Annotated in this window: 11 protein-coding genes and 1 pseudogene; 9 read left to right on the forward strand and 3 right to left on the reverse strand. The window is 68.3% G+C overall.

Going from position 1 to position 15,221, the window contains the following annotated elements; translation table 11 throughout:
- Position 1 precedes the first annotated feature (1 nt).
- The 8 genes from ACLF3G_RS24060 (at position 2) to ACLF3G_RS24095 (ending at position 9,396) form a co-directional block, all read left to right on the forward strand.
- Complete coding sequence (locus ACLF3G_RS24060; RefSeq protein ID WP_430671936.1) at positions 2–1,447, forward strand: chemotaxis protein CheW; 1,446 nt, start codon at positions 2–4, stop codon at positions 1,445–1,447.
- Complete coding sequence (locus ACLF3G_RS24065; RefSeq protein ID WP_430671937.1) at positions 1,444–2,517, forward strand: protein-glutamate methylesterase/protein-glutamine glutaminase; 1,074 nt, start codon at positions 1,444–1,446, stop codon at positions 2,515–2,517. Before ACLF3G_RS24060 ends, ACLF3G_RS24065 begins: the two co-directional genes overlap by 4 nt.
- Positions 2,514–3,353 carry a CheR family methyltransferase gene (locus ACLF3G_RS24070; protein ID WP_430671938.1) on the forward strand — a complete coding sequence of 280 codons (840 nt, stop codon included), beginning with the start codon at positions 2,514–2,516 and terminating at the stop codon, positions 3,351–3,353. Before ACLF3G_RS24065 ends, ACLF3G_RS24070 begins: the two co-directional genes overlap by 4 nt.
- An 11-nt stretch (positions 3,354–3,364) precedes the next feature.
- Positions 3,365–5,251, forward strand: coding sequence for a chemotaxis protein CheA (locus ACLF3G_RS24075; RefSeq protein ID WP_430671939.1), 1,887 nt, complete (start codon positions 3,365–3,367; stop codon positions 5,249–5,251).
- Positions 5,248–5,511, forward strand: coding sequence for a hypothetical protein (locus ACLF3G_RS24080; RefSeq protein WP_430671940.1), 264 nt, complete (start codon positions 5,248–5,250; stop codon positions 5,509–5,511). Before ACLF3G_RS24075 ends, ACLF3G_RS24080 begins: the two co-directional genes overlap by 4 nt.
- Positions 5,512–5,557: 46 nt before the next feature.
- Entirely contained in the window at positions 5,558–5,941 is a 384-nt protein-coding gene (locus ACLF3G_RS24085; protein ID WP_430671941.1) for a response regulator, read from the forward strand.
- Positions 5,938–6,576, forward strand: coding sequence for a chemotaxis protein CheC (locus ACLF3G_RS24090; RefSeq protein ID WP_430671942.1), 639 nt, complete (start codon positions 5,938–5,940; stop codon positions 6,574–6,576). Before ACLF3G_RS24085 ends, ACLF3G_RS24090 begins: the two co-directional genes overlap by 4 nt.
- A gap of 81 nt (positions 6,577–6,657) precedes the next feature.
- On the forward strand, positions 6,658–9,396 hold the full coding sequence (locus tag ACLF3G_RS24095) for a PAS domain-containing protein (RefSeq protein ID WP_430671943.1): 2,739 nt from the start codon (positions 6,658–6,660) through the stop codon (positions 9,394–9,396).
- 407 nt (positions 9,397–9,803) lie between these two features.
- Here ACLF3G_RS24095 and tnpC read toward each other — a convergent pair.
- The 3 genes and pseudogenes from tnpC to tnpA all read right to left on the reverse strand — a co-directional run.
- Positions 9,804–11,363, reverse strand: a pseudogene (gene tnpC / locus ACLF3G_RS24100) (IS66 family transposase); the annotation flags it as partial.
- A 60-nt stretch (positions 11,364–11,423) separates the two neighbouring features.
- Complete coding sequence (gene tnpB / locus ACLF3G_RS24105) at positions 11,424–11,771, reverse strand: IS66 family insertion sequence element accessory protein TnpB (protein WP_430671944.1); 348 nt, start codon at positions 11,769–11,771, stop codon at positions 11,424–11,426.
- Positions 11,768–12,160 (reverse strand): IS66-like element accessory protein TnpA, encoded by a 393-nt coding sequence (gene tnpA, locus ACLF3G_RS24110; protein ID WP_430671945.1) that lies wholly within the window; start codon positions 12,158–12,160, stop codon positions 11,768–11,770. Before tnpA ends, tnpB begins: the two co-directional genes overlap by 4 nt.
- Before the next feature lie 344 nt (positions 12,161–12,504).
- Between tnpA and ACLF3G_RS24115 the strand changes: the two genes are divergently transcribed.
- On the forward strand, positions 12,505–15,213 hold the full coding sequence (locus ACLF3G_RS24115; RefSeq protein ID WP_430671946.1) for a cation-transporting P-type ATPase: 2,709 nt from the start codon (positions 12,505–12,507) through the stop codon (positions 15,211–15,213).
- Positions 15,214–15,221: the final 8 nt, after the last annotated feature.

Consider the following 15,221-nt stretch of genomic DNA (forward strand, 5'->3'; position numbering starts at 1 on the left):
CGTGTCCGGGCAGGGAGGCCATCGGCTCACGGTGCGGGCGGGCGGGGTGCGCCTGGCGCTCGCGGCCAGCGGCGTGGCGGAGGTGATCCGCCCGCGGCGGATGACCCGCGTGCCGAATGGCCCGCCGGGGCTGCTGGGCGTCATTCCCCTGCGCGGCAGCGTGCTGCCCGTGCTGTCGCTGCACCAGCTGCTGGGCAGGGCGGGGCCGGTGGAGGCTGCCGCCGCGCGCATCGTGGTGCTGCGCCACGACCCGCCGCTTGGCCTGGCCGTTGATGCCGTCGAGTCCTTCGAGGCCGTGGATGGGCCGGCACCGTCCGGGCCGGGCCGGCTGACGCTGGAACCGGCGGATGGCGCCGAGGACCTGGACCTGGCAGCGATCCTGCAGGCGCGCTTCGCCCCGGCGGTTCGTGGTGCCGCAGGCCGTGCCGAGCCGCGCCCGCAGGTGCGGGCCGGCCCCGCAGCCGCGGCGCAACCTGACCAGGCGTTCCTCGCCTTCACCCTGGCGGGGCAGGATTTCGCGCTGCCGCTCGACAGCGTCGCGGAGGTGCTGACCCTGCCCGCTTCCATCGCCGCGTTGCCGCAGACTGAACAGCTGCTGCTCGGCGTCTTCACCCTGCGCGAGGCGGTGCTGCCGGCCCTGTCGCTGCGCCTGCTGCTCGGCCTGCCGGACCGGCCGCCCACGGGCCGTGATCAGATCGTTGTGACACAGGTGGCGGGCCAGCGCATGGCGCTGGTGGTGGACCGCATCAGCACCATCCTGCGCGTCGCGCCCGACCGCGTGGGCCCGGCGCCGAGCCTGTTCAACACGGGCGGCGGCGAGGCACGCATCGGCCAGGTGCTGCGCCAGGCGGATGGGCGCGGTGTCGTGGCGATCCTCTCGCCCGCGGGCCTCCTGGCCGATAACCGCGTCGCGGCGCAGCTGGCGGCTGTGGACCAGCAGAAGGATGACAGCATGGCGACCGCCGCTTCCACCCCCGCCGCGGCGCGCGAACGCGTGCTGGTGATCCGCCTCGGCGGCGAAAGCTACGGCCTGCCGATCGGTGCCGTCGATGAGGTGGTGCGCCGGCCCGGCATGCTGCCACGCCTGCCGAAGGCGCCGGATTATGTGCAAGGCTTGCTGAACCTGCGGGGTCGCGTGATCCCGGTCATCGACCAGCGCCGTCGCTTCGGCGTGGCGGGCGACAGCGAAGGGGGGGAGCGTATCCTCGTCCTCACCCTCGGCAGGCTGCAGGCCGGCTTCACGGTGGATGCGGTGACGGAGATCCTGGAGGTCGCCCCGGCCGACATCCTGCTGGCGCCGGACCTGGCGGGCACCGGTGCCGGCCTGTTCGACCGCGCGATCGAGCGCGAGGGGCGGGTGATCCTGCTGATCGATCCGGCCGCGCTGCTGAACCAGGCGGAGGCCGACCTGCTGCGGGACCTGACGACCAACCCCTTCGCCGCATGATCAGGATCCTGGTCGTCGACGATTCCGCACTGATGCGCCGGGTCCTGGGCTCGGCCTTCGAGGCGGATGGCGGCTTCGAGGTGGCCTTCGCGCGTGATGGCACGGAGGCGCTGGTCCAGTTGCATGCCTTCCGGCCGGATGTGGTCACGCTCGATGTGCAGATGCCGCGCATGGATGGGCTGAGCTGCCTCGACCGGATCATGGTGGAGCGCCCCTGCCCGGTGGTCATGGTGTCCTCCCTGACATCGGAAGGCGCCGAGGCGACGCTGGAGGCGCTTGAGCTGGGTGCGGTGGACTTCGTGCCGAAGCCGGGCGGCGTCGTCTCGCTCGCGATTGACGACTTCGCGCCCGTCCTCATCGAGAAGGTGCGTGCCGCCAGCCAGGTTCGCCTTCGCCGTTCGCACCGGCTGGCGGAGCGTCTGCGGGCGCGCACGCCCGCATCCCCTGTCGCCCGGCCGCCCATCGGCGCCGTGCCGGCGACGGGCGGCGTGCTTCCAGGCTTGGTGATCATAGGCACCTCCACCGGCGGCCCGCCGGCGCTGGAGGCGGTGCTGTCGCAGCTGCCAGCGAGCTTCCCTTGGCCGATCCTGGTTGCCCAGCACATGCCTGCGGCCTTCACCGCCTCCCTCGCCCGGCGCCTCGATGGCCTCTGTGCGCTCCAGGTGACGGAGGTCACGCGGCCGACGCCGATCCTGGCAGGCGTCGTCCACATCGCCCGCGGCGATGCGGATATGATGGTCAGCCTGCGGGCCGGCGGCCCCATCGCATTGCCGGCCCCCGCGAGTCCAAGCCATCGCTGGCACCCCAGCGTCGATCGCCTGGTCACCAGCGCCCTGGCCCACCTGCCGCCGCAGCAGCTGATCGGCGTGCTGATGACCGGCATGGGCAATGACGGTGCCGCCGCCATGGCGGCGCTGCGCCAGGCGGGCGGACGCACTATCGCGGAGGCGGAGGAGACCGCCGTGGTCTGGGGCATGCCCGGCGAGTTGGTGAAGGCCGGCGGCGCCAGCCTGATCGCGCCGCTGGAGGCCATCGCGGCAGGCCTGGCCGCGCTGGTCGCGGCGCCATGACCGGCGCCGCACCCCTGAGCACCGGGGAGCTGCAGCGCCTCAGCACCTTCCTCTACCGCGAGACCGGCATGCTGTTCGGCGAGGCAAAGCGCTACTACATCGAGCGGCGGCTGGCAGATCGCTACACCGCAACGGGCATCACCGACTTCGCCACCTATCTTGGCCACCTGCGCACCGAAGCGGCGGAGCGCGAGACGCTGGTGAATGCCTTCACCATCAACGAAACCTATTTCTACCGCGAGGAGCACCAGCTCGCCTGCCTGTGCCGGTCGCTGCTGCCGGCGCTGATCACCACCCGGCGGCCCGGCGACAAGATCCGCATCTGGTCGGTCCCATGCTCCACCGGAGAGGAGGCCTATTCCATCGCGATCTGGCTGCTGGAGAACTGGAGGCTGGTCGATGCCTACAACATCGAGATCATTGGGTCCGACATCGACACACGCGCGCTGGAAGCAGCGCGGGAGGGGCTTTATGGGGAGCGCGCCCTGTCCCGGCTGCCGCCCAAGCTGCGCGATGCCTATTTCGAGCCGGCGAAGCGGCACCGCCGGCGGATCATCCGGGACCTGCGCGAATCAGTGACCTTCACCCCAGCCAACCTGATCGATGCAGCCAGCATGGCGGCGCATGGCATCTTCGACGTGATCTTCTGCCGCAACGTGCTGATCTACTTCAATGACGAGTCACGCCTGGTCGCGGCAGGCACGCTGTACGACCGGTTGGCACCCGGCGGCTTCCTCTGCCTCGGCCACACCGAGTCGATGAGCCGCATCAGCCCGCGCTTCGAGACCCGCCGCTTCGAGGACGCCACCGTGTTCCAGCGCCCCGCCGCGCCGTGACAGGGGAGCTGATGTCGCAGTTCCTGGTCGAGGGGCGCGAGCTGGTCGCCGAGGCGGCGCGCGGGCTGTCGGCACTGGCTTCGCGGCCGGAGGATGCGGCGGCCATGGAGGCCTGCTTCCGCGCCCTGCACACGCTGAAGGGCTCGACGGGGCTGTTCGACCTGGAAGCCATGGGCCTGCTGCTGCACGCCGCCGAGGACCAGCTTGCCATCATCCGCGACAGCGCCGGCCGCGACGGCGCCGGCCGTGATTTCGCCGCGTTGATCGAGGCGGTGGACCAGGTGGATCGCTGGCTCGATTCGCTGGAGCGCGACGGTCGGCTACCGGCCGATGCGGCCGCCATGGGCCAAGCCCTGGCAGGCCGCCTCCGGGATGTCGCGCCGGCCGAGGCGAAGCTGGACTGGACCATCCCCGCCGAATTCACTGGACTGGCGGGCATTGCCCTGCGCTACGTGCCGCGCGCCGATTGCTACTATCTCGGCGACGACCCGATCGCCATCGTCGCCGCCGTACCGCGGCTGACGGCGCTCCGCCTCTCCGCGCGGGTGCCCTGGAATGCCTCCGACGCCTACGATCCCTTCACCTGCAACCTGGTGATCGAGGCCCTCTCGGGCGCCGGGCGGGCAGAGGTCGAGGCGTGCTTCCGGCTCGTCGCGGACCAGGTGCAATTCGCCGAGCTCGTCGCAGCCGAACTCGTCGCAGCCGAACCGGTCGCACCGATGGATGGCGGCGGCGCGCGGCGGACGCTCCGCGTCGATGCGGCGCGGCTCGACCGGCTGGCGGAGCTGACGGACGACCTCGTCATCGCCAAGGCCGGGCTTTCGGAGCTCGCGGCCCAGGCCGAAGCGCTGCCGGGCGGTTACGCGCTCGGCCAGGCGCTGCGCGCACGGCAGGCGCGGCTCGACCGCCTCGCGGGGGATCTGCACGCCACGGTCGGACAGGTCCGGCTGGTGCCGCTCGCGCCGCTCATGGCCCGCTTTCCCCGCCTGGTACGCGACATCGCGCGCTCCCTCGGCAAGATGGCGACACTGGAGGTGGTGGGCGGCGAGGTCGAGGTCGACAAGGCGGTGGTGGACGCGCTGGCGGATCCGTTGCTGCACGTCCTGCGCAATGCGCTTGACCATGGCATCGAGGACCCCGCGACCCGCGGTCGGGCCGGCAAGGGCGAGGCCGGACGCATCCGGCTGGCCGCGCGCGTCGAGCGCGACCGGGTTGTCATCGAGGTGACGGATGATGGCGCCGGCATCGACGCCGCGACCATCCGGGACATGGCCGTGCGGCGGGGCCTGCTGACGCCAGGGGATGCCGAGCGGCTGGACGATGCGGCCGCGATCGACTTGGTTTTCGCCCCGAGCTTCTCCACCGCGGCAGCCGTCACCACGCTGTCCGGCCGCGGCGTCGGCATGGATGTGGTGCGCGCCGCCGCGGTGAGCCTCGGCGGCAAGGTCGCTGTCAGCTCCACGGCGGGGCAGGGAACGCGGGTGCAGTTCCGGCTGCCGCTCGCCATGGCGTTGGTGCGGATCCTGGTGGTGGCCTGCGGCGCGGAACGCTTCGGCCTGCCCCTGGACACGGTGGTCGAGACGGCGCGCCTGACACCGGACCGCATTGTCCCGGTCCGGGCCGGGCAGGCCTTCCAGCTTCGCGACCAGGTGCTGCCGCTGGTCAGCCTCGGCAGCCTGCTCGGCACGGCCGTTCCGGCCAGCCCTGAACGGGTCGTGATCGCCATGGTACAGGGCGAGCCCATAGGCTTCGCCGTCGATGCCTTCGTCGATCACATGGATGCGGCACTGCGCCCGATGGGCGGGCTGCTGGCCCATGCGCCGGGGATCATGGGCACGACCTTGCTGGCCGATGGAAGCGTGCTGATGATCCTGGACCTGGCGGAGCTTCTCGCATGACCGTCCGGCTTGACGGCACCGTCATCCGCCTGGAAGGCGCCTGCCACCTGGAGGATGCGGAGGCGCTGACGGTTCTGCTGCAACCTCGCGAGGCCAGGGTGGTGGACCTCTCGGCCTGTCGATCCCTGCACGGCGCCGTGGTGCAGGCCCTTCTCGCCCACCGGCCCCTGCTGGCCGGCGAGCCTGTTTCGCCGTTTCTCCGGGATCTGCTGATGCCTGCTCTGGCGGTGGAGAGACATGCCCCAGCATCCAACCTATAGTGGGACAACGGTTTCCGTGTGCCGTGACCCACAGGAGACGTTGTTCATGGATACGACGGTACTGATCGTCGACGACAGCAAGCTGGCCCGGATCGTCATGGGCAAGGCGATCGCCGCGCTTCAGCCTGGCTGGACGCGGATCGAGGCCAGCCACGCAGATGAGGCGGTGGCGGTCGTGGATGCCCAGCCGGTGGACCTCGCCATCGTCGACTTCAACATGCCGGGGCGCGACGGGCTTACCCTGGTGGAGCAGTTGCGTGCCCGCTTTCCGACCATGCCGCTGGCGCTGGCCACGGCCAATGTCCAGGACGAGATCATCGCCCGCACCCGCGCCGCCAACGCCACCTTCATTGCCAAGCCGGTGACGGAGGAGGGCATCCGCGGCTTCATCTCCGGCGCGGCCCTGCGGCTTCGGTCTGCCGCGCGATGACGGCGCAGGCGGTCACGCTGGAGGATATGGAGCGGGATGCCCTCACCGAGCTTGTGAATATCGGCGTCAGCCGCGCCGCGGTCAGCCTGCGCAAGATGGTGGGCCAGCAGGTGCTGCTCTCCGTCCCCTCGCTGGAAGTCGTGACCCGCAGCGGCGCCATCACCCTGATCCGGGAGCGGGAATACGGCCAGATGGTCGCCGTGCGCCAGGACTTCGACGGCGCGTTTTCCGGCCGCGCGCTGCTGATCTTTCCCGAGAGCAACAGCCTGGCCATGGTCCGTGCCGTGGCCGGCGCGTCCCTGACGCTGGAGGAAGCGCACGCGATCGAGGACGAGGCGCTGGCGGAAACCGGCAACATCGTGCTCAACAGCTGCCTCGCCACCATGGCGAACATGCTGAAGCAGCCCCTGAGCATGTCGCTGCCGGAGGTGATCCGCAGCAACGGATCTTTGCTGTTCGAGCCGCGGATGCATGATACCGGCGGCGGCATCGTGCTTTTCCTCTACATCAACTTCGCCATCAACAACCACGATATCCGCGGCTACATCTCGATGCTGATGGACCTGCCTTCGATCCAGGCTCTGCGCCAGTTGATCGCCGAATTCATCCGGCAGGTCATGGGCGAGGAGATCTAGCCTTGTCCGAACCGGGCCGGTTCCCGAGCGTTAGTCGTGGTCGTGCCTGATCGTGGCCGCAACCCCTCTCCGTCGCCTCGATTGCCCGCCGACGCGGAACAGACGGTGGCACGCGCGCGCCTTTTTGACCTGGCGGGGCCGTGGCTCGAGATCCTCGGGCAATGCGGGATCGCGATCACGGTCACGGAGGCCCGCACGCCCGCCGATCCCATCATCTTCGCCAATGCGGCCTTCGAGGCGCTGACCGGCTTCGAGGCGGCGGAGGTGATCGGCCGGAGTTGCCGCTTGCTGCACGCCGAGGAAACGGATCGCGGTACGTTCGACCGTCTCGAGGTGTCGGTCGCGCAGACCGGCACGGGCACCGCCGATATCCTGAACCGGCGACGGGATGGTACGACGTTCTGGAACCGGCTGAGCATCACCACGATCTGCGACACAGCGGGCTTGCCCGCCTTCCGGTTGGCGACACAGGCCGACGTCAGCCGCGACTACGCCAAGGCGACCGGCAACCAGGAAGTGCCGTCCAGCCGCCAGAAGCTGGAGGAGGCGCAGGCGCGGCTGCGGCGCTCGCAGGTCTCCGCCGCAGCCGCGGGCGCCTGGGAATGGGACATCGCGACCAACCAGCTGATCGTGGATGCCCGCTTCGCCAGCATCTACGGCCTGGACCCCGCGACCGCCGAGCTGCCCGGCGCCGCGTTCTTCGATCCGATCCACGCCGGCGATCGCATGCGGATGCGGATAGCCGTGGCCGGTGCGTTGCAGGGGGCCGAAGTGTTCGCCCGCGACTTCCGCGTGATGGTCCAGGGCGAGGTGCGCTGGGTCGCCGCCCGTGGCCGCACCTATCTCGACGCCGAGGATAAGCCGCTGCGCTTCGCTGGCGTGCTGACGGATATCAGCGAACAGCGGAAAGTCGAGGAGCGGCTGTACATCGCCCAGACCGCCGGCGGCGTCGGCTCTTTCGAATATCTCAGCGGCTACGGCACGGCGGATGTGTCGGAGGAATTCTGCCGCCTGCTGGGCCTGCGGCCCGCCCAGACCTTGCCGGTGCGCACCATCAACGCCGTCGTCCATCCGGACGATGAGGCGATCATCCAGAACCGCGACGGCCAGATCCAAGCCGGCGCCGCCTTCCACGAATGCCGGATCACGCGCGCCGATAATGGCGAGGAACGCTGGCTTGCCTCGCGTGGCGAGTATCGGCGCGCGGTGGGCGGCGGCGTGATCTTCGCTGGCGTCATCTACGACGTCACCACCATCAAGCGCTCCGAGGCGAAGCTGCGGCAATTGACGGAGAGCCTTGAGGAACGCGTGGAGCTGCGGACTCAGGAGCGCGACCGGGTCTGGAACCTGTCGCGGGATCTACTGAATGTCATCGGTCCGGATGGGCTGCAAAGATCCGTCAATCCTGCCTGGACAACGCTGCTCGGTTACGAGCGGTCTGAACTGCTGGATTCATCGATGGATGCGCTGGTGCATCCTGATGATCTGGCGAGTTTCGCCTTTCATCTCGACGCGCTTCGGCGCGGGGATGTGATCGCCGATTTCGACATGCGCCTGCGCAGCAAAGATGGGACGTATCGCTGGGTCAGCTGGACGGCCATGGTGGAGGACGAGACTATCTACGGGGTCGGCCGGGACGTCACGCAGCGCAAGCTCCTTGAGGACCAGCTTCGCCAGAGCCAGAAAATGGAAGCCGTCGGTCAGCTGACAGGCGGCCTCGCCCACGATTTCAACAATATGCTCACCGGCATTCTCGGGGGCATCGACATGGCACGGCGCCGTATCGACCAGGGTCGCCTGCAGGATGTCGATCGTTACCTGAGTGCGGCTTTCACTTCGGGCCAGCGTGCTGCCACCCTGACGCACCGCCTGCTGGCCTTTTCCCGCCGGCAGACTTTGGATAGCCGACCTCTCAACGTGAGCGCCCTCGTACAATCGGTTGAGGATCTACTCCGCCGATCATTAGGTGAGCGCGTAGAGTTGACGATCGATGGCAGTTCGGACCTCTGGCTTGCCGTCGCCGACGAGAGCCAACTGGAAAGCGCAATTCTCAACCTGGCCATCAATGCCCGGGATGCGATGCCTGATGGCGGACAGCTGACGATCAGGCTCCAGAATGTCCATCTTTCGGACACTGCATTGACCAAGACAGACGGCGTCATTGCCGGAGATTTCGTCCAGATCCGGGTTGTCGACACAGGCTGTGGAATGGCACCCGCAGTCCTGGCGAGGGTTTTCGATCCCTTCTACACAACCAAGCCGGTGGGCCAGGGAACCGGGCTGGGTCTTTCGATGATCTACGGCTTCGTCCAGCAATCGCGTGGGCATATCTCTATTGCCAGTGACGAAGGCAAAGGCACTGCGATTGATCTCCTGCTGCCGCGCTTTCAGGGACATGTTCCTCTCGCCCCTGATTCGAATTATAATCCGCCATCTAATGGAGCGGGTGAAACAGTACTGGTGATCGAGGATGACCCCTCTGTTCGCCTTATCGTTTTGCAGTCATTGAGGGAATTAGGATACCAGTCAATTGAGACAGAAAATGGCAGGCAGGCAGTGCCGATCCTGCAGTCTTCGCGGAAAATCGATCTTCTGGTAACGGACGTTGGCCTTCCCGGCTTGAACGGTCGACAGATTGCGGACATTGGCCGGGAAAGTCGTCCCGCTCTGCCTGTTTTGTTTATGACCGGCTATGCAATGGAGGCTGCAGACCAGCGTTCATTTTTAACGACGGGCATGGAAATAATAAAAAAACCTTTTTCCTTGGATGATTTTGGGCGGCGGATCGCTGCGATCTTGCAAAGCGTCGCTGGATCATAGGTCGCCCCTTTACTGAGCCATCGATCCCTAGGTGGTGGCATAGGCCCCTCGCAAGCGCATCCATTTTCGCAGCCTGAGGCGCTGATCAGAGAATTTCGTAACCTGGTTCCCACGCGTATTCATCCGGCCAAGGCCGCGGGTACTGAGTGCGTTGGTTGGGAGGGGATCACCGCTTTTAATCGGCGATGAGTTCTTGGAGGCATTCGATGCCGCGCTCGGTGAAGCCCAGGGTGGCGCGTTCGTCGGTGTCGTAGATCCAGAGGCAGCCGTCCTCGGGCTCGAGTTGGTCGGCAATCTCGTCGAGGAGGTCGACGGTCTCGCCGAGCATCTCCGCGGCGCGGGCGATGGTGAAGACCACGCTTGGCGCGGCCACCGTCAGGCGGCCTTGGCGGCGGGATTGGCCTGGGCGCCTTCCAGTTCCAGGGCGGCAGTTCGTGCAGGCGCGATGCTGGGTGGTCGGCAATACGGGCCAGCACGTCGGCAAGCCAGGCGCGGGGATCGACGTCGTTTAGCTTGGCGGTGGCGATGAGCGAATACATCGCCGCGGCGCGTTCGCCGCCGCGATCGCTGCCGGCGAACATCCATGCCTTTCTGCCGAGGGCCACGTCGCGCAGCTGCCGCTCGGCCGCGTTGTTCGTGAGACAAATCCTCCCGTCGTTCAGGAAGCGACTGAAGGCGTCCCAGCGGGTCAGCATGTAGTCCATGGCCTTGGCCACCTCGGCATGGCGAGACATCCGGGCGCGCTGCTCGCGCATCCAGGTCTCGAGGTCGGCGACGAGGGGCGCGATCTGCTCCTGGCGAACAGCGAGGCGCTGGTCGGCGGGCAAGCCGTTGATGGCGCGCTCGGCGGCGAAGATCGCGTCGATGCGCCGCACCGCCTCGGCGGCGAGCGGGGCGCGGGCGACCTCGGCCAGCTTGAACAGCTTTCGCCGGCCATGCGCCCAGCACGCGGCCTCCGTGATCGGGCCGGGCTTGCGGCCCGGCGCATAGAGCTCGTTGAACCCGGCATAGGCATCGGCCTGCAGGATGCCCTGGTAGCCGGCCAGGTGCCGCTGCGGATGCTCGCCGGTGCGGTCGCGGGAGTAGCGGAACGCCGCCGCCGGCGGTGCCGGTCCGGCAAAGGGCCGGTCATCACGCACATAGGTCCAGACCCGGCCGATGACGGTGCGGCCGCGGGCCAGCACCGGCACCGTGGTGTCGTCGCCGTGCAGCCGGGCAGCGGCGAGGACATGGGCGTCGATCAGCGCCATCATCGGCGTCAGGCTGGAGGTGCAGGCGCCGACCCAGTCGGCGATCGTCGAGACGCTGAGCTCTATCCCCTCGCGGGCGTAGGTCTCGCTCAGGCGGTTCAGCGGCAGGTGCTGGCCGAACTTTGCCTCCAGGATCATCGCGAGCAACTGCGGGCCGGCGCGGCCGCGGGCGATCGGATGGAAGGGCGCGGGCGGCTGGGTGATGATCTCGCAGGAGCGGCAGGAGAACCGCTCGCGGACGGTCTGGATGACCTTCCACTGCCGCGGCACGACCTCCAGAGTCTCGATGATGTCCTCGCCCAGCTTGGAGAGCCTGCCTCCGCAGCAGGGGCAGGCCGACGGCGCGGTAATCATGACGCGCTCACGCGGCAGGTGCTCCGGAAGCGGCGTCCTGGTGGGCTGGCGGCGTGGCGATGTGCCGCCGTTGGTCGACTTGTCCTTGCCCGCGGCGGTCTCCGCCTTGGTGGCGTCCTCGCTGGCGGCGGCGACGAGTTCGCCGAGTTCCAGCTCAAGCTGGTCGATCAGCTTGCGGCTGCGCTCCGACGAGGCGCCGAACTTGTCGTGCTTGAGCTTGGCGATGAGCAGCTTGAGATGGGCCACCATCGCCTCGGCGCCGGTGGCTCGCGCCTCGGCCTCCTGCCGCGCCAGGCGCTCGGCCGCGAGCGCCGCCTGCAGGGCGGCAATGTCACCATCGGTGATGTCCGGCGCGGTCGGCACGGCGCGAAACGAATCACAGCCGAGGCGCCACGGCCAGCCGGAATCGTGTAGCCCGATGCGTTATCCTGCGACCTCGGGCCGCCAGATCCGCTGCGGGTTCCGCCAGTCGATCCCGTCCAGCATGTAGGCGAGCTGCGCGCCGGATATCGCGACGCAGCTATCCGCCGGCGCGGGCCAGAGGAAGCGCCCGCGCTCCAGCCGCTTGGCGTAGAGCGACATGCCGATGCCGTCGTGCCAGATGATCTTGACCAGGTCGGCTTTGCGGCCTCTGAAAACGTAGAGATCACCGGCATGGGGATCGCGCCCGAGTGCCTGCTGCACCTGCAGCGCCAAGCCGTTCATGCCGCGGCGCATGTCCGTATGGCCCACAGCCAACCAGACCCTCACGCCGGAAGGGACCGGGATCATCCGCGCAGCGCCGACAGCACGCGACGCAGCGCCGCCGTGCCGACCGTCTCCGGAACCCGCAGCGCGGTGCCGTCGGGCAGCAGGATCTCGATCCGGTCATCGCGTTCGATCGCCGCATCGGCAGCGGACGAGGCGGCCACCGGTTCTGCCGGCGATGCTGCCACCGGCAACTCCGGCACGACGCGTACGGCCACGAAGGTCGCCTCCTCGGCCACCAAGGTGCCGCGCCGCTGTGCATCCCGCCATTGCCACAGCAGGCCCCGGCTCACCTCGTTCCGTCGCGCCACATCGACGAACTTCACGCCCGGTTCGTCCAACTCGGCCAGGATCCGCAGCTTATCCTCCGGCCGCCAGTTCCGACGCCGCTCCACGCCGGTGATGATTTCCACCACGCCTCCCGCCTCCGTCCTTACCGGCGCTCCAAAAAAACGCCCGTAGGAACACAAGGCAGGTTCAACATCATCGCGGTAGGCGGCTGTAGCCGGATGGGTACCCCACCGCTGCAGCGGTGGGAACCGGAATCCAACCTTCTCTGGGGTGTGCGGACGGCGAAGGAGGTGCAATCCGGCACAAGCGGTCTCCGGACCGGACGCTTCGAGAGTAAGCGCGGCGGTGCGCCGCCGGTTTGGCGGCCGCGGAGGCCCGTCCTGCGCCCTGTCGCCGTCGCGCGAGCGAATCTATAGTGATCGCGCATTCATGCGCCCCGGCTGGAAGCCCTATCAGGACGGTTGTTTTGACGGAAGCCGCAACTCGAACCCTTGATCTCAGTGTTGGGGCGCATGCGCGTGACGCCGCCGACGTGCTGGCTGAAATGGCCTCCAGCCCGCAGGGGCTGACCAGCGAGGAAGCGAAGCGGCGGCTTGCGCAACACGGCCCTAACGCGCTGCCGACGGGCACGCGGCGGCACCCGCTTCTTCGCTTCCTCGCGCATTTCAACAACGCCCTGATCTACTTCTTGCTGGCCGGGGCTGTTGCGGCCGCCATGCTCGGCCACGTGATCGATAGCGGCGTCATCCTTGCCGTCGTGCTGGTCAATGCCGTCGTCGGCTTCCTCCAGGAAGGCAAGGCGGAGGATGCCCTCGCGGCGATCCGCGACCTCATTGCCCCCAAGGCGCATGTCCTGCGGAATGGTCAGCGCATCAGCGTGCCGATGGCGGAGCTGGTGCCTGGCGACATTGTACTGATTGAAGCCGGCGACCGGGTACCCGCGGACCTCCGCCTGCTGCGGGCCCGCAGCCTGCGGATCGACGAGGCGATCCTGACCGGCGAATCCGTCGCCTCCACGAAGCGCGTCGAGCCCTCCGCAGCGAACGCCGCGCTGGGCGACCAGCACGGCATGGCCTTCTCGGGGACGCTGGTCGCGACGGGGCAAGGCACCGGGGTGGTCGTCGCCACGGGTCTCAGGACCGAGATCGGGCGGATCAGCGAATTGCTCGGCAGCGTCGAGGAACTGACGACACCACTGCTGCGCCAGATCAATCGCTTCGGCCAGCGCTTCACCTGGTTCGCCTTCCTGGGGGCCGCGGCGCTGTTCGCCTTTGCCGTTGGCCTGCGCGACTTCGCCTGGGACGAGGCCCTGATCGCCGTCGTCGCGCTGGCGGTCAGCCTCGTGCCGGAGGGATTGCCGGCCGTCATCACCATCACACTGGCCATCGGCGTCCAGCGCATGGCGGCGCGGAACGCGGTGATCCGGCGGCTGCCAGCGGTGGAGACGCTGGGCGCTGTCTCGGTCATCTGTTCCGACAAGACGGGTACGCTGACGCGCAACGAGATGACGGCTCGGCGGGTCGTTACCTCGGAGGAGACGCTCCTGGTGCAGGGCGCGGGCTATGACCCGGCCGAGCATCGCCTCTTCGCGGATGGCGGTCCCGACGGCCATGCCACTGCGCTTTCGCTGATCCGGGCCGGGCTGCTGTGCAACGACGCAAGGCTGCGCCACGATGATGCGGCCTGGCACGTCGAAGGCGACCCGATGGAAGGGGCGCTGGTCACGCTGGCCATGAAAGCGGCGCTCGACTCCGGTGAGGCGCGCGCCGAATGGCCGCGCCTGGACGAGATCCCCTTCGATGCCGCGCACCGCTTCATGGCGACGCTGCACCACGTGCCGATGGCCGAGAATATCGTGCTCGTGAAGGGCGCGCCGGAGGCGGTTCTCGCCATGTGCGACCGCCAGGAAGCCACGGGCGGCAGCGCGCCCCTCGATGCGGGCTATTGGTCGGCGCGCATCGCCGAGGCCGCCGGCGAGGGCGAGCGCGTGCTGGGCTTCGCCATGCGCCACATGCCCGGTGACGCGCAGGTCGTTGATTTCGCCGATGTCGAGCGGGGCTTGGTCTTCCTCGGCATCATCGGCTTCATCGATCCGCCGCGCGACGAGGCGATCCGCGCCATCGCCGAGTGCCAGTCCGCCGGCATCGGCGTGCGGATGATCACGGGCGACCACGCGGCGACCGCCCAGGCCATCGCACGCCAACTAGGCCTCGGCGAGGATGCGGCGGTGCTGACGGGGCAGGACCTCGACCGGCGGCCGCCCGAGGGTTTCGCCGCCGCCGTGCGGGACACAGTGGTGTTCGCGCGCACGAGCCCCGAGCACAAGCTGCGCATCGTGGAAGCTCTGCAGGCCGAGGGGCGCGTCGTCGCCATGACGGGCGACGGTGTAAATGACGCCCCATCGCTCAAGCGCGCCGATGTCGGCATCGCCATGGGCATCAAGGGCACCGAGGCGGCGAAGGAAGCCTCCGAGATGGTGCTGATGGACGACAACTTCGCCTCGATCGTCGCCGCCGTGCACGAGGGGCGCACAGTGCATGACAACATCCGCAAGGTCGTCGGCTGGACACTTCCCACCAATGGCGGCGAGGCGCTGACAGTGATCGTGGCGATCTTCTTCAACTTCGCCATGCCAATGTCACCGGTGCAGATCCTGTGGGTCAACCTGATCCTGGCAGGCACCCTCGGCCTGGCGCTCGCCTTCGAGCCGTCGGAGCCGGGTGTCATGCGCCGCCAGCCGCGCCGGCCCAATGCGGGGCTGCTGACCCCGTTCATCCTGTGGCGCGTGGTCGTGGTGTCGCTGCTGTTCGCCGGCATTTCGCTCGGCGTATTCTTCTGGACGCTGGGGCAGGGACGGGATCTGGAAACCGCGCGCACCATGGTGGTGAACACGCTGGTGGTGCTGGAGATTTTCTACCTCTTCAGCGTGCGCTACCTGCACACGACCTCCTTCACCTACACCGGGGTGAAGGGCACGACGCCGGTTCTGCTCGCGTTGGCTGTCGTGATCATTGGGCAGTTGGCCTTCACCTACCTGCCGGTGATGAACGCCATCTTCGGATCGAGTCCGCTGACACTGGCGGAGGGCGCGCTGATCCTGATCATCGGTGCGGCGAGCTTCGTGCTGCTGGAGATCGAGAAGCACTTCCTGCGCGACCGGTTCCGGGCCGAATAGGCTTGAAG

It is taken from the genome of Falsiroseomonas sp. HC035 (assembly GCF_050563525.1).
Taxonomy (GTDB): Bacteria; Pseudomonadota; Alphaproteobacteria; order Acetobacterales; family Acetobacteraceae; genus Falsiroseomonas.